The organism is Desulfosporosinus sp. (genome assembly GCF_014237355.1).
In the GTDB taxonomy this organism is placed as follows: Bacteria; Bacillota; Desulfitobacteriia; order Desulfitobacteriales; family Desulfitobacteriaceae; genus Desulfosporosinus.
This window is the reverse complement of the sequence record NZ_JABZFS010000023.1, coordinates 40,302-65,677: the sequence shown is the minus strand read 5'-3', so window position 1 is coordinate 65,677 and position 25,376 is coordinate 40,302. Positions and strand designations below refer to the sequence as shown.

Annotated in this window: 22 protein-coding genes and 2 pseudogenes; 2 read left to right on the top strand and 22 right to left on the bottom strand. The window is 42.4% G+C overall.

Going from position 1 to position 25,376, the window contains the following annotated elements; all coding sequences use genetic code 11:
• Positions 1-42 precede the first annotated feature (42 nt).
• The 5 genes from ftsW to HGJ98_RS05615 all read right to left on the bottom strand — a co-directional run bounded on the left by ftsW (position 43) and on the right by HGJ98_RS05615 (position 5,566).
• Entirely contained in the window at positions 43-1,197 is a 1,155-nt protein-coding gene (gene ftsW / locus HGJ98_RS05635; protein ID WP_291350082.1) for a putative lipid II flippase FtsW, read from the bottom strand.
• 235 nt (positions 1,198-1,432) lie between these two features.
• On the bottom strand, positions 1,433-3,415 hold the full coding sequence (locus tag HGJ98_RS05630) for a bifunctional 4-hydroxy-3-methylbut-2-enyl diphosphate reductase/30S ribosomal protein S1 (protein WP_291350081.1): 1,983 nt from the start codon (positions 3,413-3,415) through the stop codon (positions 1,433-1,435).
• Positions 3,416-3,546: 131 nt separating this feature from the next.
• The gene (locus tag HGJ98_RS05625; RefSeq protein ID WP_291350080.1) at positions 3,547-4,143 is read right to left on the bottom strand and encodes a 1-acyl-sn-glycerol-3-phosphate acyltransferase; all 597 of its coding nucleotides are present in this window, start codon (positions 4,141-4,143) and stop codon (positions 3,547-3,549) included.
• A complete protein-coding gene (cmk, locus tag HGJ98_RS05620) occupies positions 4,130-4,825 on the bottom strand; it encodes a (d)CMP kinase (protein WP_291350079.1) in 696 nt (231 codons plus the stop codon). The genes HGJ98_RS05625 and cmk overlap by 14 nt, the downstream gene beginning before the upstream one ends.
• A 15-nt stretch (positions 4,826-4,840) precedes the next feature.
• Positions 4,841-5,566: a type II CAAX endopeptidase family protein gene (locus HGJ98_RS05615; protein WP_291350127.1), complete on the bottom strand. Its 726-nt coding sequence runs from the start codon at positions 5,564-5,566 to the stop codon at positions 4,841-4,843.
• A gap of 79 nt (positions 5,567-5,645) precedes the next feature.
• Between HGJ98_RS05615 and HGJ98_RS05610 the strand changes: the two genes are divergently transcribed.
• On the top strand, positions 5,646-5,903 hold the full coding sequence (locus HGJ98_RS05610; protein WP_291350078.1) for a hypothetical protein: 258 nt from the start codon (positions 5,646-5,648) through the stop codon (positions 5,901-5,903).
• Positions 5,904-6,074: 171 nt separating this feature from the next.
• On the opposite strand, the gene HGJ98_RS05605 is transcribed toward HGJ98_RS05610, so the two are convergent.
• Positions 6,075-6,728, bottom strand: coding sequence for an HAD hydrolase-like protein (locus HGJ98_RS05605; protein WP_291350077.1), 654 nt, complete (start codon positions 6,726-6,728; stop codon positions 6,075-6,077).
• A gap of 90 nt (positions 6,729-6,818) precedes the next feature.
• On the opposite strand from HGJ98_RS05605, the gene HGJ98_RS05600 reads away from it, so the two are divergent.
• On the top strand, positions 6,819-7,013 hold the full coding sequence (locus tag HGJ98_RS05600) for a hypothetical protein (protein WP_291350076.1): 195 nt from the start codon (positions 6,819-6,821) through the stop codon (positions 7,011-7,013).
• 116 nt (positions 7,014-7,129) lie between these two features.
• Here HGJ98_RS05600 and HGJ98_RS05595 read toward each other — a convergent pair whose 3' ends face one another.
• The 16 genes and pseudogenes from HGJ98_RS05595 to HGJ98_RS05520 form a co-directional block, all read right to left on the bottom strand.
• On the bottom strand, positions 7,130-8,107 hold the full coding sequence (locus tag HGJ98_RS05595) for a zinc dependent phospholipase C family protein (protein WP_291350075.1): 978 nt from the start codon (positions 8,105-8,107) through the stop codon (positions 7,130-7,132).
• 70 nt (positions 8,108-8,177) lie between these two features.
• On the bottom strand, positions 8,178-8,570 hold the full coding sequence (locus HGJ98_RS05590) for a PaaI family thioesterase (protein WP_291350074.1): 393 nt from the start codon (positions 8,568-8,570) through the stop codon (positions 8,178-8,180).
• Between the two features lie 198 nt (positions 8,571-8,768).
• Positions 8,769-10,337: a BCCT family transporter gene (locus HGJ98_RS05585; protein WP_291350073.1), complete on the bottom strand. Its 1,569-nt coding sequence runs from the start codon at positions 10,335-10,337 to the stop codon at positions 8,769-8,771.
• Between the two features lie 281 nt (positions 10,338-10,618).
• The gene (locus tag HGJ98_RS05580; protein WP_291350072.1) at positions 10,619-11,422 is read right to left on the bottom strand and encodes a methyltetrahydrofolate cobalamin methyltransferase; all 804 of its coding nucleotides are present in this window, start codon (positions 11,420-11,422) and stop codon (positions 10,619-10,621) included.
• Between the two features lie 48 nt (positions 11,423-11,470).
• The gene (locus HGJ98_RS05575) at positions 11,471-12,103 is read right to left on the bottom strand and encodes a B12-binding domain-containing protein (protein ID WP_291350071.1); all 633 of its coding nucleotides are present in this window, start codon (positions 12,101-12,103) and stop codon (positions 11,471-11,473) included.
• Between the two features lie 51 nt (positions 12,104-12,154).
• Positions 12,155-13,576, bottom strand: coding sequence for a trimethylamine methyltransferase family protein (locus HGJ98_RS05570; RefSeq protein WP_291350070.1), 1,422 nt, complete (start codon positions 13,574-13,576; stop codon positions 12,155-12,157).
• A gap of 28 nt (positions 13,577-13,604) precedes the next feature.
• Positions 13,605-15,029: a trimethylamine methyltransferase family protein gene (locus HGJ98_RS05565; RefSeq protein WP_291350069.1), complete on the bottom strand. Its 1,425-nt coding sequence runs from the start codon at positions 15,027-15,029 to the stop codon at positions 13,605-13,607.
• Between the two features lie 18 nt (positions 15,030-15,047).
• Positions 15,048-15,695, bottom strand: coding sequence for a corrinoid protein (locus tag HGJ98_RS05560; RefSeq protein ID WP_291350068.1), 648 nt, complete (start codon positions 15,693-15,695; stop codon positions 15,048-15,050).
• Between the two features lie 73 nt (positions 15,696-15,768).
• Positions 15,769-17,190 (bottom strand): annotated as a pseudogene (locus HGJ98_RS05555) (trimethylamine methyltransferase family protein).
• 92 nt (positions 17,191-17,282) lie between these two features.
• Entirely contained in the window at positions 17,283-17,933 is a 651-nt protein-coding gene (locus HGJ98_RS05550; RefSeq protein ID WP_291350067.1) for a methyltransferase cognate corrinoid protein, read from the bottom strand.
• Between the two features lie 37 nt (positions 17,934-17,970).
• Positions 17,971-19,362 (bottom strand): annotated as a pseudogene (gene mtbB, locus HGJ98_RS05545) ([dimethylamine--corrinoid protein] Co-methyltransferase).
• A gap of 397 nt (positions 19,363-19,759) precedes the next feature.
• Positions 19,760-20,083, bottom strand: coding sequence for a pyrrolysine--tRNA(Pyl) ligase small subunit (gene pylSn / locus HGJ98_RS05540; protein ID WP_291350066.1), 324 nt, complete (start codon positions 20,081-20,083; stop codon positions 19,760-19,762).
• 58 nt (positions 20,084-20,141) lie between these two features.
• Complete coding sequence (pylD, locus tag HGJ98_RS05535) at positions 20,142-20,972, bottom strand: 3-methylornithyl-N6-L-lysine dehydrogenase PylD (RefSeq protein ID WP_291350065.1); 831 nt, start codon at positions 20,970-20,972, stop codon at positions 20,142-20,144.
• 41 nt (positions 20,973-21,013) lie between these two features.
• Entirely contained in the window at positions 21,014-22,159 is a 1,146-nt protein-coding gene (pylC, locus tag HGJ98_RS05530) for a 3-methylornithine--L-lysine ligase PylC (RefSeq protein WP_291350064.1), read from the bottom strand.
• Positions 22,160-22,178: 19 nt separating this feature from the next.
• On the bottom strand, positions 22,179-23,240 hold the full coding sequence (pylB, locus tag HGJ98_RS05525; RefSeq protein ID WP_291350063.1) for a methylornithine synthase PylB: 1,062 nt from the start codon (positions 23,238-23,240) through the stop codon (positions 22,179-22,181).
• Positions 23,241-23,613: 373 nt separating this feature from the next.
• The gene (locus tag HGJ98_RS05520; protein ID WP_291350062.1) at positions 23,614-25,374 is read right to left on the bottom strand and encodes an aldehyde ferredoxin oxidoreductase family protein; all 1,761 of its coding nucleotides are present in this window, start codon (positions 25,372-25,374) and stop codon (positions 23,614-23,616) included.
• Positions 25,375-25,376: the final 2 nt, after the last annotated feature.

The window sequence follows — 25,376 nt, the reverse complement described above, 5'->3', positions numbered from 1 at the left end:
CTAAAACGGGTCTTTTCCATATTATCCCCGTTTAGAAGGGGTTTACACAGAAATGTTTGAGAGGTTTTTTGAAATTTGCCCTTTGGGAACTTTTTTTCGATATCTAGAAAGATTTAAGATCAATCCAAGTTTTACTAAGGTTATCACTAGGGAAGCTCCGCCATAGGAGATTAGTGGAAGGGTAATCCCTGTCACCGGTAATACTCCGGTCACGACGGCCAAATTAATGGTCGTCTGGATTGCCAAAGAGGAGGTTAGGCCATAGCCTACCAGCCTGCCAAAGCGATCAGGACATTCCCGGATGATATGATAGGCTCGGGCGTACAAAGCCACGAAGAGAAATAACAAGAGCAGGGTTCCCATTAAGCCCAATTCTTCGCCAACAATTGCGTAAATAGTATCAGTGTGGTTTTCTGGCAAGAAACCATATTTTTGCAGACTTCTTCCCAACCCGACTCCAAAGAATCCACCTGAACCAAAGGCAATCTCAGCATTAGTAATTTGGTAACCTAAATCCATTGCGTATTTCCAAGGATCCAGCCAAACTAAAATCCTCTTCCATTGGTACTCTGTTGAATGAATGAAATATAGCAGGGGTAGACCCAAGGTCGGAACAGCCGCAACGAACCAGATGGTACGAATTTCCGTCTGTAACAGCATTACTGCACAGGTTAGAGCAATAACCATGGTCGTCCCTAAATCCGGTTGTTTATAAACAAGAGCCAGGACAAGAGCTGTCGTGGATAAGAGTATTCCCAAAGGGATACGCTGATCACAGCCCTGTTTGATGGGATAACGATCTAGGATATGTGCGTAAAAGAGAACCATGGCCAGTTTGGCGATTTCTGAAGGTTGGATTGTGATTCCGGCAATTTCGATCCAACGAGCAGAACCGCCTGCCGTAATTCCCGCGTCCGTAAACATTACTGCCATGAGCAATCCTATACTAACAAAGACTCCAATCCCCGCAAATTTCCGGATTAACTTAAAGGGGAATTTAATAGCTATAAGGGCAAAAAAAGAACCTACGAATGTCCATTTTAGCTGCTGAGAGAAATAAAAATATGAATTTTGGGTTGCATTAAAGCCACGTACTGCCCCGGCACTTAAAACCATAATTAACCCAAAAGCTAAAAGTGCTAAGGTTATATATAATATTGGGAAATCAATAGGCTGCATCGGTTGTCGTTTAGCCATCGAGATCTCCTTTCTTCTTAACCAAACCCAAAGTTGGCTTAACATCGTCATCCCAAGTGATGGCGAAGGATCTAGATCCTTCAGTCGTCCCTCCTTCAGGATGACACAGCCCTTGAGTGCTTTCATAGCAGTCGCAAAGTACCGGTATCCTGCAGACGTGGACGGTGTAAAATGACTTCCTGCGGTTGAGGCAGGAAGTCATTTAAATTTGATCACAATTTAACACCAAAGAAGTTCACGACTCTTGGGGAAGGTCGTTTCCTACTGCATCTCCGATGGTTACTGGTTTAATGTCTGATTGGGAAGCCAGGGCTTCCTGATCAATTTCTTTAGTTGATTCGGCAATAGCCTCCCGAATACTTAAACTGATTCGTTTTTCCTCTGGCTTACAATCAATAACTTTAGCAGATACCATATCCCCAACTTTAACCACATCTTCTACTTTATTAACACGGTGATCCGCTAATTGGGAAATATGAACCAACCCATCGACTCCTTCTCCAAGTCCCACAAAGGCACCAAAGGGAGTGATGCGCACCACTTTACCATTCACAACACCGCCAACTGGGAAGTTTACAGCGGCCTTTTCCCAGGGACTTTCTTTTAGTTGTTTCAGTCCTAAGGAAACTTTCCCGGTTTGTTGGTCGAGCTTTAATACTTGAACTTCCACTTCATCCCCTATCTTAAGCATGTCCGAGGGATGCTTAAGTCGAGTATAAGCCATATCTGAAATGTGAAGCAGTCCATCTAACCCGCCAATATCAACAAAAACACCGAAGTCAGCCATGCGTCGGACGGTTCCGGCAACCACGTCACCCTCTTTAAGGGTTTCTAGTAATTGCTTACGCTTAATCGCTCTCTCTTCTTCTAAAATAACTTTTTGCGAAAGAACCACTTTCCGCTTGGCAGGATCATAATCAATCATCCTTAAGCGCAGGGTCTGTCCTAAAAACTGATCCAGATCTTCAACATATCCCGGTTGAATTTGGGATGCTGGAACAAAACCACGTAAACCCACATCGACCACTAAACCGCCCTTTACGACTTCTACAACTTTGGCCTGTATTTCTTCCTTAGTCTCTGCTATTTTTTCTAGTCGATCCTTAGCGCCTTCTTCATCAGCTTTTCGTTTTGAAAGAACTGTATGCCCTTCCTCGTTCTCCACTCGAATAACGACAGCACTAATTTCGTCCCCAATCTCAACTGCGTCCTCAGGGCGCGTTTTTCTTGACACTGCCAACTCATTGATGGGAATAACACCTTCACATTTCCAACCAATATCTACAAAGACTTCTTCCCTTGTAATTTTCACTACAGTACCAGTAACTTTAGTGCCCTGATGAAGTTCTGGACAACTATCAAACCAAGTTGCCATATCCATTTCTTGCTCATTCATTTCTGTCATTTTGTTAAAAACCTCCTCGATTATCCAATCTGGCGTAGAAGCACCTGCGGTCAAGCCAGCACCGTTAGCTTCTTCAAACCAAACGTTTTCTAATTCATCTGCAGTCTCAATTAAATATGTTTTTGTGCGTTCTGCACAGATACTTGCTAGTTTCCGGGTGTTAGCACTATTTCGCCCACCAACAACCACCATAACATCTACCGTTTCAGCTAATTCACGGGCAACTTTTTGTCGTTCCGCCGTGGCATTACAAATGGTATTATGGACGATTAGGTTGTCTGTATGTGATTTCAATTCATTGACAATCCCTGCAAAATTCTCGGCTAGTTGTGTTGTTTGGGCCAAAACAGCTAAATGAGGATAAAACGGTAGTTGTTTGGCTTCCTCAACTGTCTGGATCGGTATTGCCTGTTCACCAGCCCACCCGAGGATTCCCTGCACCTCAGGATGATGCTTGTCTCCCATTACGATGACCTGTTGCCCCTTCTTAGCAGACTCAGCTGCCAATCGTTGAGCTTTCTGTACAAAAGGACAAGTAGCATCTACCACTTGAATACCTTTATTTTCAGCCCCTTGATAGACCTTCGGTGCTACACCATGGGACCGGATAATTAAGGCTTGTTGGCTTGTTAGCTCGTCCAAATCTTCAACAACTTGAATTCCACGTTCTGCTAAGCGTTTCACAACCTGTTGATTGTGGATGAGCGGCCCAAGTGATACAGCATGTGACGTTTCCGACGTTCGTTCAGCCATATCAAGAGCGCGCTTTACGCCAAAGCAAAACCCAGCTTTTGCTGCGCGTTTGACTTTCAAAACCTAGGACCTCCCTAAAAATTGTAAAGAACTAATTCTCTGTTGTCCTCTAAAATTCCTGCAATATGTTGAGTTAATTTAGGAACGAAGTAGGAATGTCTCAAGTGCAATTATTTAACTAAAGCTAAAGGTTACTTAGCTTCTGGTAATTCAATCATAGCCTGCATAATTCGATCAGCAATCCATTCTCGACGTTTTTCCACACCTTCAGGAGGCTTAAGCATTTGATTGGTTAGTGGTTTGCCAACGACAACAGAAATTCTCCCCCAGCCTTTTGTGAACATGTTCGAAGTTCCCCTCACCTTAACTGGGACGATAGAGGCTTGGCTTTTTTCCATAAGCAAAACCATTCCCGGCATACCCTTCTGAATTTCACCGGTCTTGGAGCGTGTTCCTTCCGGAAAAAGCCCTAGTACGCCTCCTCCCTTTAATATTGTCAAAGATTGCCGAATTGCATTCATATCCCCCTGTCCACGTTTCACAGGAAATGCTCCAAGCTTAGAAAAAATTCCCCCTAAAACAGGTATTGAAAACAGTTCTTCTTTAGCCATAAAGGAGACCTGGCGCGGAACACTACAAGCTGCCACAACAGGATCCCAAATACTGACATGGTTAATAGCAAGAATAACCGGGCCCGTTGTCGGCATATTCTCTTCGCCTATCACAGTCCATTTCATTAAACGAAATTGTAAACGAAATACTTTTTTTAAAAAACTATATAGTGTCATCCTTAATAACCTCCTCCGCCAAGACTAAAATTTTAGCTACCAACTCTTCTACACTTAACCCCGTCGTGTCAAGAATGATTGCATCTTTAGCAGGCTTAAGGGGAGAAACTTCACGCTCTGTATCAACACGGTCACGTTGTATCATATCTTGAGCTACTTCTTGAAAGCTAATATCTTTTCCTGCCTTTTTTAGCTCTATCCACCGTCGCTTTGCGCGTTCCTCAGGAGTGGCTGTTAAGAAAATTTTTAGATCCGCTTCCGGCAATACATGCGTGCCAATATCTCGTCCATCCATAACGACTCCACCGCGTTTAGCCTCCATACGTTGAAGTTCCACTAAACGTTCTCTAATCTTAGGATAGGCTGCCACGACAGGAACAGCCCGGGATACTTCTGGACACCGAATTTCCTGGGTAACATCTTCTCCATCACACCAGATGCGCCGTGCTTCAGAATGATCTAGAACAACCTCTGTTCGCTTCGCAATTTGGCTTACTGTGGCCTCATCATCCATTGAGGCTCCCTTTTTAAGGGCTTTATAAGCGATTGCCCGGTACATCGCCCCTGTATCTACATAAAATAGCTGTAGCCGGTTTGCTACAATCTTGGCAACGGTGCTTTTCCCTGCGCCTGCAGGACCATCTAGAGCAATCTGTAATGCTTGATGTTGCCTTTTCTTCATCTTATACTGCTCCTTTTATTCAATTATTACGCTAGCCGCAATCAATGTAGCCACAATATTATTTAATGCATGTAAGGCAACCGAGGGATAGAGGGATTTATATCTATCATAAAGATAGACAAGAACCATTCCTAAAACAAAGCGCGGGAAAAATCCATATGCTTGAAAATGAAGAGCGGAAAAGATTACGGCACTAATAACTGCTGCTGTCCATTTTCCAAAATAGGCTTGTAAACTGCCGAAGATAACTCCCCGGAATAATGTTTCTTCCACAATGGGAGCTAAAACACCTGCTAAAAGTAAATTAAGGATTAATGTGTACCAGGTGACATTTCCTAATAACTTCGAGTAAACATCCGTTTCTGGAGGATTAAAACCATAGTTAAATAGGGCAAAGAGATAAACTATATTAATGACCCAAGTAATTATGTATAGGGACAAGACCTTTGCCAGAATCGTTTTGAGTGGAACACCCTGCCAGCCAAAATCCGCCCATTTCCAATGACGGACTTTTTTTAGTGTCCAGATTAATAACCCAAACGCTAACTGAGTCATAAACGCATTTAAATACATTAAGACACGTTCATGCGGCCACTGCTCCATTAACCAGAACGTTCCAAACGCCAAAACGAAATATATGCCCCCAACTCCACCCAAAACTAACGCTAAATCTACCCAGTTTAATCGTCTATTTGGTGGTGGACTCTCACTATTTTCTAAATTTATCTCTAGCTTCTCCATAGCCACTCACCTTCTTCCTCGGTTGGACACATATTTCTCTGATTTTTTTCCTAGACTAACCCTTAAAGGGGGAATTCTTATGCATTCACCGGATATGACCTTACAAATTTATCACCATTATCTTAAAATCCCCATAGAAACCTATTTCAATACAGTTTCTGATTTTATGGATCCCTGGGATGAACGTGCTTACCAATACGTTGTCCATCAATACCTAGAAAAAGCAAAGGATAACGGTATCGTAGGCATGGTACGTCAAGAAAGAGACGAAAATTATGTTTATTTAGACGCCGCAGTCCGGTATCCGCAGGCCATGGACGGCCAAGTGTCCCTGTAGCCAAGGATGTCGAGAAGGGACCGCAGGCCATGACTCAACCAAGGACGGTTGAGGTTAGTGCGCCGCCATGACTCGAACATGGACGTTCGAGGTTAGTGCATCGCCATGGATGGCTAGATGCCGTGATGGCAAGGCGCCGTGACGGCCAAGTGTCCCTGTAGCCATATATGTTTAATTGAAAAGTAATCTCTCTAAATCCTTTACGCTGGACACTATAAAATCTGGTTTTGCATCCTGTAACTCTTCAATGGTCCCATATCCATATCCGACAGAAATAACATCAATCTGGTTGGCCCTAGCGCCTTCAACATCATACTTGCGGTCTCCTACCATAACGGTTCTAGACCGCAAATTAGTGGGCGCTTTCTTCAAAACTTCCCCTATTAAAGCGTCTTTCTCCACAAATTGGCCACTTAACTCACTTCCCATAATAACATCAAAATACTCCTGTAGCGAAAAATGCTGGAGGATCTTCTCTGCAAAGACTCTAGGTTTTGAAGTCGCTAATAAATTCTTACAACCTTGTTTTTTTAACTTAAAGAGTAATTCCGCAATTCCGGGGTAAACGAAATTTTCATAGAGTCCTAACTCCTGGAATCTCTCCCTATACAACAGGACCGCTTGGGTTAGCAGATTATCATCTGTACTTTGAAGTAATAGTTTAAAACTCTCTTTCAAAGGTGGTCCAATGACCCAATCGAGGTCATCTGCTTCTGGAATAGGATAATTCAACTGTTTTAGAGCGAATTGAACTGAGCGGGTAATCCCTTCCTTTGGATCTGTCAGGGTTCCGTCAAGATCCCACAATATGATATCGTAACGCATAACGACTGTTTAACCCCCTAATTTTTCCCTTAAATTTCCGGGATGAATCTTATCTACAACGGTAATTCTAAAACTGAAGGAGGGATTTAAATGTTTTTTCATCAAAGACACTATCACGGCCATGGAATGTTGTTTCTGCTTAGTCTTGTTATAGCCTTTTTACTTGGACGCAAATCAGAAAGGTATGGTTTTTCTATTGTATCACGCGGGTGTGATTGTTATGAAGACGAAGACGAGATGGATATGATGAACGATCCCACACCAAGCAGTACCTATCCTCAATAAGATTGTCTATAGTTCTCTAACCTTAATCTTTGGTCTGTTTTCTTCTAGTATATCATTTTAACGACATGAACCAAACGGAAACTCCGAGATAATTCTCGGAGTTTCCTATTGTTATATCATACCCTTAATTTGTGTTCAATGGGCTCCGTGGCGAAATACTTCATATTCTTGACTGGTACATACGATAATCCGCTGTCAAGGGATAGTGGTGGCAGCTCTTGGAGGAGAACCGGCCAATCTTCGACTGAATGCACCCCAAGTAGATTAAATAGTTTGATGACCTTCTTAATACTTAAATTATAAAGCTCCTTTAAGGTCATTTTATTCCCTTCGCCGGTTACAGGGTGCCTCCAATATAGAGTTTCATTCAAATAGGATAAATTTAATGGCTGTGAGTAAAATAAAGCTTCTAGTTTTTCAACCGCTGGATACCCATGACGACGATAATGAGCTAATATCCGACAAGGGAATGACCAACTAAAAGCATTCTGCAGAAAGCGATGATTGCGCCATGCTTTCTTAAAATGGACTTGTGTGCTTTTATCTCCTTGATGAGTGTAGTATGTGACTAGTAGTTTAATAACTTGAGGCCCTTGTTCGCCTGCCTCACTCCATAAATGGTTCAAATCTACTGGATATTCTATAGGATCGAAAGTCTGTAACCAAAGATCAATAGCTGTCTCCAACAAGCGATGCCTAAAAACCGCTTTACCTCGTTCTTCAGGGTTATCCGCAAAATAATTTCCGCTCATATAGTAAACCATTGGGTGAAAGATACTATCCACGACAAAATGTGTTAACATGCCTAGTATAAAGGCTAAAGAGGCCTGTTTATTACTCTGACGAAGTGCCGACTCTAAGATTTCAATAAGCGGGACTAACGTGTCCTCACCATTAACCCCATGTAACTGGTTTGCCAGACGCTCAATGTTGGCTTCAGAGGGTTTGGATAAATCATAAAACCCAATGTCGTGAGCAACGGCACCAATATAATAAAGTGCAGGATTGCTCGCTATGATCCCCCCAACCTCTATAGGGATTCCTCTTTGCAAAGCTTCGCGAGCGATATGCCAGTGTGTTAATTCTTTTGGCACAAATTACCCCTCCACTTATCAGGCAGTAGTTTTACCAATCTTTTAGTTACCCTAACATGTGGTGTAGTAACTAGCCTTTCGACTTTACCATATATGTAACAATCCCGATAGCCACAACATTAGACAGATCGTCAAAGACTTCCACTGTTGTCACAATGAGCTGCTTTCCTCTTTTTACAATCTTGGCATAGGCAAATATGTCTGAGTTAACTACAGGTAACAAATAATTAACTTTCAATTCTACTGTTGAAGCTGCATAATCCCTGCCAATGCACTTATTAACAACCACTCCTGCCGCTGCATCCACGGCGGTTGAGATGATTCCCCCATGCATGGCCCCATATACCTGGCGCAAGTTTTCTGAATCTTTCACATGAACACCAGCGCGCCCCTCAGAATCATGCATAATTTTTATACCAAGGTATCTCCATACATTTGCTGACTCAAGCGAATTAAGATCCACTGTCGTTCCTCCTACCCTTCTATTTCTACTTTTGTTTGTTTTCTAGAAAATTTGCACAATGTTTTGTGAAACCATTAGTGAAGATTAGTTCCACGTTAGAGGTGTAAAGAATACACTTTTTATTTTAACAGTATTTTTAGAAGCCTGCCAGTTTCCTGGCAGGCTTCTAAAGTACGCCTGTTTAGATGCTTTTATCTACTATTTAGCGGATATATTATTATTTCTTCCTGACGACTTGAAGGTTATTTCTTTAGGTTTACACTCAACTCCATGGTCTTCACGAAGCATTTTCATGAAGGACATGGTTAAAATTACCAGAACTAATATTAGCGGAACCGCAGCGACTACAGAGGATGTTTGAATGGCACTTAAACCACCTAGAGAAAGAATCGCTACGCCTACTGCGGCTAAAGCTAATGCCCAGACGATCCTGTTCCAGCGAGCAGGTTGTTCATTTTCTGCCAGATTCTTAGTCGCCATTGAAGCACACACATAGGCCGAGGAATCCAAACAGGTAGCTAGGAACACAAATTCCAACAACAGGAATAAAACTAAAACCACCTGAGGCATGGGTAGTGTATTAAGAACCGCTATAATGGTTGCAGGCCCTCCGCTCTCTGACAAAAGAGTGGATAATGGTAATATTTTGTTAAATTCAAGGTGCAAAGTATAACCACCTACGACTCCAAAGAAAGCCCAGCAGCCTAAAGTCCCCCAAAGCAGCTCTGCAACGATTAATTGCTTTAAAGTTCGTCCCTTAGAAATTCTTGCGACGAATAAGCCCATATAAGGTGCTAGGGCAACCCACCATGCCCAATAAAAGACAGTCCATGACTGGGGGAATCCACTCTTAGCAATGGGGTCGGTATAAAAACTCATGCGGAAGAAGTTATTAAATAACACCCCTATGCTATCTGTGAATACTGACAAGATAAAAACAGTTGGTCCAGCTAATAGAATTAAAACTAACATAGCCAAAGCAAGATAAACATTGATATTGCTTAAGACCTTGATTCCTTTATAAAGTCCGGTATAAACGCTAAAACCAAAGATCAACGTCCAAATTGCTAGGATTGCCATATTTAAGCCCATGGACTGTTGCAAACCAAACAAACTAGAAGCTGCTTCCGCCAACAAGGGAACCCCAAGGCCCAAAGAGGTGCCAAAACCACCAACGATACCAAACATAACTAAAATATCGATGACCTTACCCAGCCAGCCATCTATTTTATTGCCTAGGATAGGCCTGCATGCAGTACTGGCCCTAAGTATTGTATCCTTACGAACGTAATAGGCATAGGCAATTGGCAAAGCTGGGATAGCATACAAGGCCCATGCACTAAATCCCCAGTGGAACATACCATAGGTAATGGCCCATTGGGCTGCCTCTGGCGAACCTACGGCGATACCAAAAGGTGGCCCTTGCAGATAGTAGAGCGGCTCAGCTACTGACCAATAAATCAGACTGGAGCCCACTCCGGCACAAAATAGCATTCCTATCCAGGTTATCGTAGAAAATTCGGGCTTGTCGTCAGGTCCACCTAATTTCACGTTGCCATATCGACCAAACGCCACCCACATTAGGAAAACAAATACCAAAAAGGTCCCTGTCTGGAAGAGCCAGTCTAGTTTATAGGTCGCCCAGGCTAAAGCTGCATTTACAATTTCCGTACCAGCTTCGCGATTTGTAATAATGGCTAATGATATACCAAAAATCACGATAAAAGCAGGCCAAAATACTTTATGGTCCAGTTGTGGTTTTCCCATTAATCTTCCTCCTTATAAGCTAATTTGTTTAGCTATTTTACATATAAGCTTTTTGTTATGTTACCTCTCTACTTAATCACCTCATTCCATGTTTCATTTCATTCTGATAGTTACCTGTAGCAACAAGCAATTTTTCTTGGTTATTGTTTTACTATTCATAATTATCAGATATTAATTAGCGCTACTATTTCTCTATGTGATTTTCATAGGGAAATAGAATACAAAAAGCAAAATAGTCACTAACACGTAACCGAGAACAACAACTATATTTGGACTGAGCCTTATTCATAGAGCCTCTTACGATGGGCATTAAGATAACCTGTACAATATGAATCTTTTCCCAACAAAGTCTGTGAACCCTGAACAGCGCCCATCATACTTTTGTCAAGTGGGTTTAATATATAACTATCCATCCCCATTGTCATGGTTTGAATCATAAACAATTGATTAAGAACTTTTCGGTTCGGAAGACCGAAGGAAACGTTACTTAACCCACAAACCATGTGAACGTTTGGATAGTTTTCTTTTATTAGCTTTATTGTATCAAGGACTTCCAGCCCTGCTTTATCCCCCGTACTTACTGGTTTGACAAGGGGATCAAAATAAATATCGTCTTCAGAAACTCCGGCCTCTATTAGTCTTTGATAGAGGTTTTGGGCTACAGCCATCCTGTCCTCGGCCGTCTCAGGCATCCCGTTATCGTCCATACAAAGAGCTACAACCTTGGTCTTATAGTTTAGTACTAATGGGAGAATCTCTGAGTAACGTTCGTTTTCACCAGTAATAGAGTTAATAAGGGGTTTCCCGTTACTGTTACGCGCGATTTTTAATCCTGCTTCTATTGCTTTGGGATTGGGGCTGTCTATACATAAAGGCACTTGAACAACTTCTTGAACAGTATTAACCAGCCATTCCATGGTCTCTACTTCATCGAAAATCATTGTGCCACAGTTGATATCAATATAATTTGCCCCGGCCTCAACTTGATCAATAGCAATTCTTTTAATATAGTCAGCATCCTTTTTCTCAACCGCTTCGCTGATTAACTTCCTACTAGTATTAATTAATTCCCCGATTATTAACACGTTCAGTCCTCCTCTTAATGTTCTAGGTCACAGTTAACCACTGAAATATTATCCAACAAGCTGTAAACATAACTCCTTAGCTGCCATGGCATCTGCTCCGTAACCATCTGCTCCAATTTCGTCAGCAAAACTCTGGTATACGGGTGCTCCCCCTATTATCACTTTTAGTCCATCTCTTAAACCCTCTTCTATTAATAGTTCAATGGTACTTTTCATATTTAACATAGTTGTCGTCAAAAGAGCTGACAAACCAACAATATGTGGCTTATGCTCCCTAACCGCTTGAACAAACATTTCAGGTGATATGTCCGTTCCAAGATTAATCACTTTAAAACCGCCACTTTCCAGGATCATACAAACTAGGCTCTTGCCAATGTCGTGTAGATCCCCTTTAACCGTTCCTATGACGATGGTCCCTGCCGAGGGCATATCCGTTTCTGAGATAAGTGGCTTAATCAACTCCATGCCAATAGCCATGGATTTTGCTGACATCATCACTTCCGGAACGTACATATCTTCAGCCTTAAACCTGACACCGACCACATTCATTCCGGATATAAGACCCTCGTTAATGATACGCAGGGGGTCTACCTTGTTGTTGATCATTTCTATGGTAATTTCTTTAACCTTTGCGGAATTACCGTTAATCACTGCATCTGCTAATTCGTTAAACTTACTCACTAGGAAATCCCTCCTCATATTAGGCTCTCGAGAAAATCGAGATTAGTCCTTCTAATGCGGATTATGTTCTTGAGCTCTTTTTAAGATTTTATCAATTTCAGCATTTACTTCCTGACTTATAGGCTCAGCCTGGTGGGTTGCAAGTAATTCTTTAGCCTTAACCCTAGCTTTTTCTTCGATCGTTTCTTTGCTTAAGGCCCATTTCTCATAGGTTTGCCTGTCACTAAGGACCGGTGTCCACAGTTCGCCAGCTCTCAGATGTTTTCGGGTATGCTTATGTTCAAGAAAATTACTTTGGGAGTTGATAACTTCGGCAATAACATTAACAGCCAATTTGTCTTCAGAAACTTCGATTCCTCTAACCGTCCGCTGAATAACTGAAGCAAGCTCATTGTCAATAACCAACATAGCAAAACATGATGTCAGGACATTTTCTAAAGAACCCGCAGCGGCGAGAATGTCTGTCCCAATTAAAGCAGGCATCAGGGCATTATATAAGTGTTCGTAACCGCTCTGGGCATCGGCAATTTTAGATGCACCCGAGAAACCGGTTGCCGTAGAAGGTATCCCGTAAAAACGCGCAAGTTGGACCGACGCGGCGGCGGCAAGACCCATTTCTGGCATTGCCCAAAGGCCTACTCCCGAACGCATATCCATGAATGTAACACGCGGTGACATAATCACTGGGCTACCCGGTTTTAAGAGTTGACTGGCAACAACTCCAGCCAAAATTTCGGCATTATGTTGGGCCACGGTGCCAACTAAGGTCATTGGTCCTGTTGAACCCATCATGGGACAGGGTACAATTCCCAAGGGCAATCCGGCTTCTAAAATATCGATCATTGCTTCAGCAGGGTCAAAACCGTATTCTAGCGGACTAATCGGAGATACTTCAATATAAGCCAGGGGCCTCTTTCTTAAATTCTCTCTCCCTCCAGCGACCGCACTCAACAGCTCAAGAATGTATTTCATTTCGTGGGAAGATTCTGCCGTAATGCGAAGAGGTTTAGTTGTATTACGCAGCATAGCTGCAGTCTCAACCGAGACGATGGCTTCCTGGGGAACGTCCCTAGGAAAAATTGGCGAGACAATATTAATAAATTCTAAAGCGTCTGCCAATCTAGTAAAGTCTTCTAAATCCTTAAGGTTAGCATCTCTTTTTTCCCCTGTGTCAATATCAATAATTGAAGGGGTTCCCACACAGGTTTGAGAATAAGCCTTATTGGAACCCATCTCAACGGTATATTTATCACTGCGGCCGTAAATTTGGCATCTGGAAGGAACCGTTTTAAGAGCCGTGTCAACAACATCTTGAGAAAAAACAATTCTCCCGTTTTTCTCCCGGCATCCACGCTCTAACAATAATTCCTTTAGCCGTTTTGAACTGGTATGAATGCCAAGTGATTTTAAAATTTCCAGGCTTGCTTCATGGACCTTCTCTAGTTGGCCATCTGAGAATAATTCAAACTTCACTAGCTTCACCCCCTTTTAATAAGCTTTATTAACTTCCTATTTCTGTTTTACGGGCTCGTTCAAGTACTCTTTCGAATTGAGCATCTACTTCAGCACTGGTCGTTAAACCTGGATGGTTCGAAATTAACTCTTTAGCGATTCTACGAGCTTTATCTTCAATTCTTTCCCCTTTGTCCGCCCACTTTTCGTAAGTTTGCCTATCACCAAGGGATGGAACCCATAGTTCACCAGCCCTTAAATGTTTTCGAGTGTGTTTATGTTCTAAGAAATTACTCTGAGTTTCGATGACCTCGGCTATAACATTGACTGCTAACTTTTCCTCCGTCACTTCAACTCCCTTTATCGTCCTTTGAACCACGGATGACAATTCATTATCAATAACTAACATGGCGTAGCACGAAGTTAGGGCATTGTCTAACGATCCAGCCGAACCAATGATATCACTCCCTATTAAAGCTTCCATTAGTGCATTATATAAATGTTCGTATCCGCTCTGCGAATCGGCAATCTTTGAAGCGCCGCAGAATCCGCCTGGCGCAGAGGGAATACCATAGAACTTAGCCAGTTGATTCATGACTGCTCCTGCCAAGCCCATTTCTGGCATAGCCCATAAACCAACTCCAGAACGCATATCCATAAACGTTGCTCTGGAGGACATTGTTACAGGAGCTCCAGGCTTTATCAGTTGACTTGCAATAACCCCTGCTAAAATCTCGGCATTATGCTGAACCGCAATACCAGCCACTGTCATTGGTGCAGTTGAGCCCATCATTGGACAAGGTTCGACTCCTAAAGGTAATCCCGCTTCGACAACGTCTATTAGAGCCTCCGCTGGATCATAGCCATATTCGAGTGGACTCAAAGGAGATACAGGAAGCATTGCAATCGGCTTTTCCCTCAAAGCCTCTTTTCCTCCTGCAGCTAAGGCTAATAATTCAAGAATGTAGGGCAATTCACGCGAAGACTCAATACAAATACTTAATGGTTTCGAAGTATTTCTCAGAAGGGTTGCCGTTTCAAATGTTAAGATTATTTCTTGGGGGACATCTCTTGGGAAAATAGGAGAAATAATATTGATAAACTCTAATGAATCCGCCAACCTTGTATACTCTTCAAGATCTTTTACTGTGGCATCCCGCTTTTCGCACGTTTCGAGATCCATCATCGATGGAGTGCCTACACAGGTTTGGCAATAAGCTTTCTCTTTCCCAATTTCCAAAACAGGTGAGTTGTTCCTGCCATAGAGTTTAAATTCCCTCGGAACTGTTTTAAGGGCGTTACTAATAACATGGCGTGGAAAAAGGATTCTACCTTTTTCCTCTTTACAACCATTATCCAGTAGTAACTTCTTAAAGCGCTCAGATGTAGTATGAATTCCTATTGTCTCTAGGACTTTCAAGCTCGCTTCATGTATTTGAGATAATTCATATTCCGCTAAAAGCTCGAATCTCATCTCTTTCCTCCTATTGCTTTAAGCTCTACCGACAAGTTTTTTAGCGATTACAACAGAACTTAAAGCATCCTCTGCATAACCGTCAGCCCCAATCTTATCTGCCCAAGCTCCATTGATCGGAGCTCCACCAATGATCACTTTAACCTGATCCCTTAGCCCCTCTTCGAGTAAAAGCTCAATGATCTCCTTTTGCCTGCCAATGGTTGTTGTTAGTAAGGCCGATATGCCCAGGATGTCAGGTTTGAGCTCCTTTACCTTTTCAACAAATTTGCTGGCTGGTACATCAGTTCCCAGATCTATGACTTCAAAACCCGAGGTTTTAAGCATCATCCCGACAATATTTTTGCCAATCTCATGTAAGTCCCCTTGAACTGTCCCCATTAAAACCTTGCCATAAAACTCACGTACCGTTCCTACCAACAAAGGTTCTAGTTTCTTGACACCTGCATCCATAGCTTTAGCTCCTAATAGAAGATCCGGCAAATAATAATGTCCAGAACCAAAATAGTCACCAACGATTGTAATCCCTTTCGTTAGTGCTTCATTAAGAATCATTATGGGTTCGATCCCTTCACTGATGGCAGTTTCCGTCAATTCCACCACCAGTTCAGGTTCTCCCTCAACCACTGCTTCGGTAATATTCTTGAGAAGTTCTTCATTTGCCATTCCTAACGCCCCCTATTCAGTGTCCGAAGAACCCACCCCCACTGCTAGAAGTGGGGGGCTAGATTGCTCGAGGTTATTTATTAATTCCGTACTCTTTTTCTGCTTGTTCCACAATCTCCCGAATTTTCTCTGCTGCTCCAGCCGGCAACGGGTCTGGCTTATGGTTTTCTAGGATAGAAATTGCTACTTCATATGCTCTTTCAGTAAAATCCTTGCCGCCCAGGCCTAACCACGTGTCGCGCATTCTTCTGTCGATTAATTTTGTCTGAGAGTGTGCTGTCTTAAAATGTTGGAACGTATGATCACTGGTCACGAACTCACCGCCGGCACCTACCTGCTTAATGACATCCACCGCCAAAGTCTCTTCAGTCACCGAAATTCCCGAGACAGCTTTTTTAATCATTTTAGCCATTTCATTGTCCATGACTAACTGAGCAAAATCAAAGGTAATGCCGAGTTCAAGCATACCCAAACCATAGATTAAGTTTGCTCCACCTAGAGCAGCCATTAATCCCGTTATGGTTTTTTCGTGGGCAGCTTGAGCATCGGGTACTTTACTATCTGCCTATCCGCCGGCTACCCAGCTCGGTAACAAGTAATATTGGGCTAATTTGGCCACACCCGCATTAATCATTCCTAATTCAGGCGATCCGACAGGGGCTGTGGTATATTTCAAATCCATAATCGTTGTTGAACTACCATAAATTACGGGAGCCCCTTTAACTGTTAGCTGACTTAAGACAATACCGCTCAAAACTTCAGCATTATGAGTAACTAATGTTCCAGCTAACGTGACAGGTGAAGATCCACCTGCCATTGCCATAGACAGAATGTTGACTGCGATACCCGCCTTAGCAGCCTCAGTAATAACTTCTGTACAATCAGTAACCAACTGTAAAGGGCTGGTCGGACAAACGATCGTACTATAAATGGGTCGTTCTCTTAACTTATCCATACCTCCAACGATAGCAGCAGCCATCTCTACAATTTTCTTGAAGTTTTTGCCATTACTCGCGCCTGAGAAGCAATGCTTTGAAGTATTAGTAAAGTAGGCTTCCGCTTCATGTAGTGAGCCCACCTTGGCATTTTCATCTTGAGCGGCTACCGCTCTTTCGTAAACATCGATTTCGCTCATGGCGTCACAGATAAGAGCAGTATTAGCAACGTCCTGCTTGGTCGTTTTTCGATACTCTTTAGTGAAAGGATCAATAACACGGATGCCCTCACCGAAATTCGTAAAACCTACCCGGTTAGCTTCTAAAATTATGTCATTTTTAGGATTTCTGCCTGCTAGGAAAATGGTACTAGGGGCAGAACGAATGGAGTCTTCAACTAGGTGCGCTGGAAACTTAACCATGTGTGATTTATTGTCGACGACAGCTCCTCCGTTGGCGAAGATCTCCCTAGCGTCTTCACTCTCCACCCTAATACCGGTATTTTTCAGAACATCTAAAGTGGAACAATGGATGGCATACAGTTCGTCCTCTGTAAACATATTAAGCCCTATTCCCTCTTGTCGGCTTGCTCCGGCAAATAAGTTCCTTTTCAATCACACTCACCTCCACAGATTCCGTTAATTTGTTAACTTTAGGTTCTATTCAAGAGCAAAAGCGCCTTTGTTACTGCTTCTGCCGCATCTTCTGCATAAGCGTCTGCACCGATTCTGTCCGCCCAACGTTGGGTTGCAGGAGCGCCGCCTACCATCGTCTTGAACTGGTCACGCAGTCCGTTTTTGCGAAGCTCATCCTCAAGCTTTTTCTGACTCATTAAAGTAGTCGTAAGCAAAGCACTAGTACCAATAATGTCAGCTTTAACTTCCAGAGCTTTTTCGATTATTTTGACGTTGGACACATCCCGGCCCATATCATAGACTTGAATACCCTGAGTTTTTAGGAGTGATACCACAATTCCCTTGCCAATGTCGTGTACATCCCCTTCAACCGTAGCAATTACAATGGTTCCTTTATATTGAGTTGTCTCACCCTGAATAATGGCTGCATCTAAAATCTGGACTGCTGCCTTCATCACTTCAGATGACATAATTAATTGAGGAAGGAAAACTTCTCCTCTTCCAAAGAGCTCTCCCATTTGTCTAATCCCGTAGCTAAATCCTGAACTAATAACTTCAACTGGATCGTATCCTTCTGCAAGGGCACGCTCTGCTAATCTTACTGCCCTTTCTTGATCACATTGCAAGATAGTCTCCCTAGCCTCTAAAAAAATATCTTCAATACTCAAAGGTTAAACCTCCTTTTTGTTTGACTCCTGATTTCGATCATTTCAATCCAGTTAGCCGTTTGAAGTTTTCTACTGACCTAATATCTATACCTAATAGTTTTGCAATATTAAATTTAGCCTGGATTCCAATTGAGGCTCCATCACGTGCTTGAACGTGACCGATATCTAAGCTTTCTCTGATCTCCTGCATGACGGCCTCGTCACATAGTTCGAAAGTTGAAATTCCTAGTTTACCGGCAACGTATTCTTTTGCTTCTTTAATTTTCATGCCTTTAGCCATTTGCATACGTGCTACCAGATCTCCGGCAGTCCGTATTCCGCCCATGCCCGCAGACGTCTCATGTGTTATAGCCATACCATAAGGATCGCCATGACCTATCTATAATCCGTCGGCCTTACCAATCTCTACCAGAGCCTTATCTGCCCTTGATACAGCATCTACTGCCGGGGTATTAGAATTAGGAATAGCTCCTACTCCCATACCAACGTTCACATGTACTGGTATACTGGCTGCTTCAGTACAAGCCTTAACGAAGGTAACGGTACGCGCCAGATTCCAGGCAAATGTCCTGCTGCTATTCGTATTTATGACTGCCCCAAATATTGTTGCGCCAGCTTTTTCCGCCACTTTTACCTGTTGATGAGGATAGAGTCCTGCTAAGCGCTTTCCGTCAAAGAACAAATCTCCATGCATACCGAGGATAAACTCTCCAGACATTCCAAACTCAATGGCAATATCCGGGTATTTGTTCTTAAGAATTTCAACCGCCTTCAAGGATGCTAGAACATCAGCATCCCCCGAAGCCCCTACTGTGTCAAAGTTAATCCCGTCTGCCCCAGCCTCATACATACGACTAGCAACATAGACCATATCTTTAATGGCATGCTCCATTGCTTCTTCTTGAGCCGCTTTGGCTTCAGATATTTTCGCTAGCGGAAGCAGTTCAGACCAGTTTTCAATAGGACCATCCGGCTTTGTATAAAGGCCAAGGTTTGGCATAGCCCCATAAAAGATAGGTATTATAGTATTAAGTTGGACGTGCTCCATTGCTGCCGTCTCTTCGTGAATAATTGCTTTCAGTTGTTTATAACTATAGTCAACATGAGCTAACTCCATCGTATCCGAACAAAATGCCCGTTCGTGGGTCAAGATCGCAGATGACCGATCCATGGGAACGCCTGCCCGAATCGGCAGCTTTAACGTTCCTGCATCAAAGGTTACAACGACTTCGTTTCCTCGCTCTACACTCACCGTCTTATCCGGTCTCGTACAAATATCAAAAAGATGATCAAGCTCGCTTTGGCTAAGCGCTGGGATTTTGCCACGATCCGCTGCATCATTGGTTCCCACTTCAAGATCGCGGCGCATCTCATCTGCGCTTACTCTCGTCGGAGAACCATCACCATATCTAGTGTAAAATTCGCTCATTCATTTGCCTCCTTATAAGAATTTTAAGCTGATATTGTTCTAAACTTTCACAATATTCTGTAGTGCAAAAGTTATGCCAAGTAGTTTTTTGGCTGATGATCTAATTATCAGAAAAAATCTTACATTTAACTAATGATTTTTTTCATCACTCAAGAACAAAATATTTTTAAATATTCAGATTTTTTAGGTAACAGCTCTGTTTAATTTGCCAATGAAAATTTTCATTACCTAATTATGAATATTTTCATTGGTTCGACTAAACCTAAAGCCATCGTCCCTGTTGGCTCCGAAGAAAAAGGACGCTTCTCCATAAAAACTTAACATTTCTATGGAGAAGCGTCCTTATATTCAGAAAAACCTATTGGAGAGATCCTTTTCTCTTAAATTAATTCGTTTCCTACAAACGGGAACCATAGTTTTGATTAACGTAGGTTACCGCATATTTCTTTAATTTCCAGTCAGGTATTTTGCACGTAGTACAGGCATGAAAAAATAATTTATTTCTAAGGCAACGAGCAGCACGACTATGCTTGGAATTATATATTTGAAATTTCTCATTGCAATGGGTAGTAATCTCAGCAGTATTTCCTCTGATTGTCATGCTTTTAACACCATGAAGTATTCCACTTCTGGAAGGCCATAACTTAAGCTTTTCTACAAACTTGAAAAAGTCAATATTTTTGCGATAATATCGCTTCTTTTTGGCAGAATCAACAGTCATTCTTACAACTCCATTCTAACCTTAATTTCAGCGATTCTAGTCAAATGCGCGTCTCAACTCAAGGAGAACATTCCAAAACATCAAAAATCATAGTAGCTACTCCTATTTGTAAAGGATCATGAAGCAATTGGTTTGATAGTTTGGCTAAGCCTGCCGCCTGGACGCCTAAAGGAATACCAGGGGCTGCAATCATCGTATCCTCTGAGATGTGCTGCGGCATGATAAAATCTGCTGATGGACAGGCATCCACCAAAATGTTATGACTCCCCAAGGCCTCGTTTAAGTCAGTCTCCACTTTTATGGCATACCCCTGGTTCATTAACTTCTTAGATAATAAACGGCTTGCTGACAAATCAATATCATATATTGAAACCTCCGCCCCAAAGCGTTTTAAGGCTAGCGCTGCACTACTGCCTACAGGGCCAGCCCCGAACACCAATACGTTCTTACTTTCTAATCCGTCGCACATATGAAATAAGCCAGATACATACCCCTTGCCAGTGGCATCTCCATTGTCAGATACCTTACCAGTTCTCAGGTTAATGGCCACAAAACGATCATCATCCGCCATAAATAAAATCTCTGAGCCATTCTGTACTGCCTCAGCCAAACCACCTGCATCCCGACTCTTTGTAATAACAGCATCAAATCCTAGAAAACATATGATACTCGCTACAGATTCTACAAAACCTTCGATAATACCTTGCCCACAGGTCATTGGAATCACTGCAACCCTCGGTTTGAGAGTGCTAGCTTCGCTAGCTCCCTTACCTGCTGCATGAGCAGCGATTTCCCGTAACGAGCAACCTGTAATTCTCACTAACTCAGCATTATATTCCTCTAGTGCAGTCGGAATCATAATTACGTCGTTCTGTTTAAGTCGAGTCAATCTAATCACTCCCTAATTAATCCGTCGCTGGTTTCGATCACCTAATACCTATCCTGGTAATGTCTAATCCCGAATTCCTTCTGGATCTCTTGAATTACACTATTGCGTTTATTCCACGCTGCTTGGCAGTCCTTCTCGGTAATAATCAGAGTTGCCACCCACTCTGTTTTTCCTGGAAGATAACTAGTTACTGCTTCATCTGCACCAAAGAAATCCGTATAATGACGGAGCGGCCCGTGGTCAGTCATTACATGTTCGCCAGATACTTCTAGGAGATTATCCCTGACATGGATGTGTTCACATATCACGCCACGCTTTTCAGAGACGTCAAAGGCATGCCAAGGCTTACCTTGTACAAACGCTTCTCCGAGGATTTTCAACATATTTATCCCAGTAGAATGATAAACTGCTATGGGGGTTTGACTAGGAAGTCTGGCATCTATTTCTAAGACCTTTAACTGTCCCTGATGGAGTATTGTTTCGATGTCCATGATTCCATTTAATCTGAGGCTATGAGCTAAACCCAGACCGATCTGTTCAAATTCCTCTCTAAGTTCGTCTGACAGCATCACCGAACCTACTACACGTTTACAGTCATAACTCTCGTCCATATGAAGCTCTGTGATTTTCAATACCTTGTAAACTCCCGAGAAACCGATCACCTCTAATGAATAGGAGGGTCCGTCTAAATACTCCTCGATAACCCAGTTCGTTAAATCCTCTTCAGCAAATAAACGCTTGAATTCCAGAGCACTATCTATTTTAACGACTCCTTCACTACCGCTTGCCTCAGAAGGCTTCACAATAATAGGAAAACCACATTCTGGCCAAGAGACTGGAGATGGGACTCCTGTTTCAGCAAACATAGCGTTAGAATTGATCTTTGATGAGGATATCCTATAAGCATTCTCGTCAAAGATAATGGGTACACCAGCATAATTTGCACTCCGAACAAGGCTGTCCAAGGCTTCCAAATTCTCTAAAGCGGGTATGATAAGATCAATTTCTCTCAAAAATGGAATCCACTCAACAACTTTTGTTACATCGAAGAGGTAAAATTGATCACAAACCTCGGCAGCAGGTACATTCGTTTTTTTATCGACCAAAATAACTTCCCAGCCAGCCTTCTTCGCCAGATAGGCTGCTTCCAATCCTTGAAGTTTTCCACCTACAATTACTACCCGCATACCATACTCCTTCCTAGGATTAACGAATCTTATGGTGCAAAATCCACTCAGCATATTCTTCACGGCTCGCTCTGATCAATCCACACTGTTCTAAAACGGGGAGAATTTTACTCACCGTTCGGTTACCATCTTTGATATCTAAAGATTGATTCGATACTCCAGCTAAGCCAGATTGAGGGGGTATAACCGAAGTTACTACGTTTGCTCCCGCGTTGAGACGCTCTGCTAAACCATTTAAGCCATCAACATCCAATGAGGCCGGGATCAAGCGATCTGGAAAAACTATACGCATCACTGCAATAATTAACATCTCCCTTTGACGAGGTACAGACGGAAACTTTTGCATAGGCGTGTTCTTCTGAGGAACAAAGCTCATCACCCGAAGTTGGTCCGCCTCTAAAGTCTTCATTTCTTCCAGAGAATCAACCAAATCTTCGTCTGTATCTCCTACTCCGGTCAGCAATCCTTCCTCTATAAGAAATCCCATTTTCCGAGCTAACTTTTTTCGTTCCATCCGTTCAGCGAAGTTCTGTCCTAGTCTTAGTTTATGGAATAAATCCTGCGCATGGGTTTCTTGATAAGTGGCATACCAATCAACACCTGCATCCTTGAAATCTTTAAGAATATCCTCTGGAATAACACCCATGGAAATCATTATTGGGATATCAGAGCGTGTTTTAATCAGTTTCACAATTTTTATTAAGTTATCAAATCCTAGCTTTGGATTATCATAATAGAAGGGATCTTCACCCATAGTCAAGTCAAGCAAATGTACCCCTGATTTCACAAGACTCATAGCGGTCTCCATAATCTCCGAATCAGTTTTACGGTAACGTGCCAAAGATAAATTCGACTTACGATATAAGCAAAAAGAACATTCGTTCCGGCAATAGGTAGAGAAATAAACAAAGCCATAGATGAATACTTTGTCCTTAAAGTAGCGAGTCCGTAGAAACCTAGCTGTTTTAAACACTTTAATAAGGTCTTCTTGTTCAGACAACCCTAACAAAAACAGGAGTTCCTCTCTCCCTAAGGGGACCTCCATTGTTGCCTTTTCTAATATACCATCTAATTTAGACATAACCTGCTTCATGACCTAAACTCACTTTCATTTTAATTAGATTAAGGGCCGTCCTTACCTAGCCTAATTGCAATACCTATGCCAAGCTTCAAAGTGGTGGATTTACAAAAAGAAAAGGCCCGGTGTCAAAGATCACCGAACTATGTTACGTTATCAAAAATATATCCAATTTATTGGCGAGGAGTGCGGGAGTTTCACCCGCCTACGTGAATTTAGAGTCCACGCGATCAATCCGATCTACCCCCCATGCAAACCTTCTAAGAGAAGCATACCTTAATCCTTTTACAAATTCAATGCTTAAACGACAAAAATACCCGGCCTTCCTTTCTGACCTCCCTTTCTGTCAGCGGAAATTCGCTTACTTGAACGAGTTTTACTTATATTGTTTAGGTCGACCTTGACTATCCCACCCTCTTAAATTGTAATACTCATCAAGCATATAGTTAAGTTCTTCAACGTTGATAATATCTCGGCCCTCGTTCAGAGGCTCTTTGAACATCCGTTTGGGCAGTGTATCCTGTTCCCTCGTCGCACCCTCACGAAGATTAAATACCTTTGCTAGAGTTACAATCCTATTGGCAATCTCTTCGAGTTCTATTTGAGTATAATCCCAACCAGTAAGTGCCTTTACTAATTGACTAAGTTCTGGCCAGAGGATCATGTCCCTATAAAAGGCACATAAGATTTGGGCATTAAAAAGGGTCAATCTGTTTTCGAAATCTATGAACATTTTAGCTTTGCCTTCAATAATTGCCGGGTCGATCATTCCGCTTAATTCTGCCTTATAAAACGTTGCCCTCAGGTGACAGGCTCCCCTAGACGAAGTTGCATAAGCCAGGCCCATCCCCTTAAGCACTCGAGGGTCATAGCCAGGAGGTTCCAAACCTTTAACATGTATTGCAACATCTTCGAGATCCCAGGCTTTAGCAGCATACTTAATCCCTTGGGACAAGATAACCCCTAAGCCTCTTACATTGGCAATATCGTTAAGTAAGTCTTCTACCCCTTTTATGTCACCATAGCTCAAATCCGCTTGAACTCTACCACGTTCTACTGCTTCAATTGTAAAAGCTACTAAATTTCCTGCCGTTATCGTGTCAATCCCTAACCTATCACAAAGATCATTTAAGTGAAGGATTTCAGCCAAATCCTTAATACCGCAAAGCCCCCCAAAGGCATAGATAGTCTCATATTCTGGGCCTTCTACTTTCAGCCCATTATGCTTACCTTTTGTTACGGTTGTAAGCTTGCCACATGCTAAGAAACAAGCGGGACAGGCATTCGGTTTAACCTCATGTTCAGCGAGTAAAGTATCCCCACTAAGTTCTCTCCAATTCTCGTAAACCCCTTTGGACCAGTATTTTGTTGGAAAGGTTTCTGAACAGTTCATGATTTTAACCATTTGAGTAGTACCATAAGTTTGATAGGCTTTTACAGCAGCATTTCCTTTTGCTTTGGCCGTTATAGACTTAATTAAGTCCTTAAGTAGCTCTGGGTCAGCTATCTCTGCTTGGGCATGACCGTGAAAAACAATTGCTTTTATCTTTTTCGAGCCCATTACTGCGCCCATACCAGTCCGACCAGCCGATCGCCAATAATTATTTTCAATACAGGCAAACCGCACTAAATTTTCTCCTGCCTTACCTATGACAATGGCTTGGGCATCAGGTACTCCAACCTCTGCCAAGATACTATCCTCTGTCTCGTAGGTATCTAAGCCCCATAGATGCGAAGCATTTCGGAACTCAACCTTGCTATCGGATATCTCTAGAGAAAGAGGTATATCTGATGCTCCCTCTAAAATTATAGCATCGTATCCAGTTTTACGTATAACTGGTGCAACCTTGCCCCCTGAATAGGATTCTCCATATAATCCTGTTAGCGGCGATTTACTATATACTCCGTAACGGCTTGACCCCCACATCGGCGTTCCTGAGGCAGGACCAGCAATAAAAATAAGTTTATTGTCATCTGAAAGAGGGTCAACCCCAGGGCTTACGTTTTCTAACAACAAGTAGGAACCTAGGCCTTTCCCCCCAAGATATGTTTTTAATATTTCCTCCGAAATCTCATTGACCATGTATGACTTTGTCGTAAGGTTAATTCTTAATAGTCTACCGAAAAATCCTTTCATCT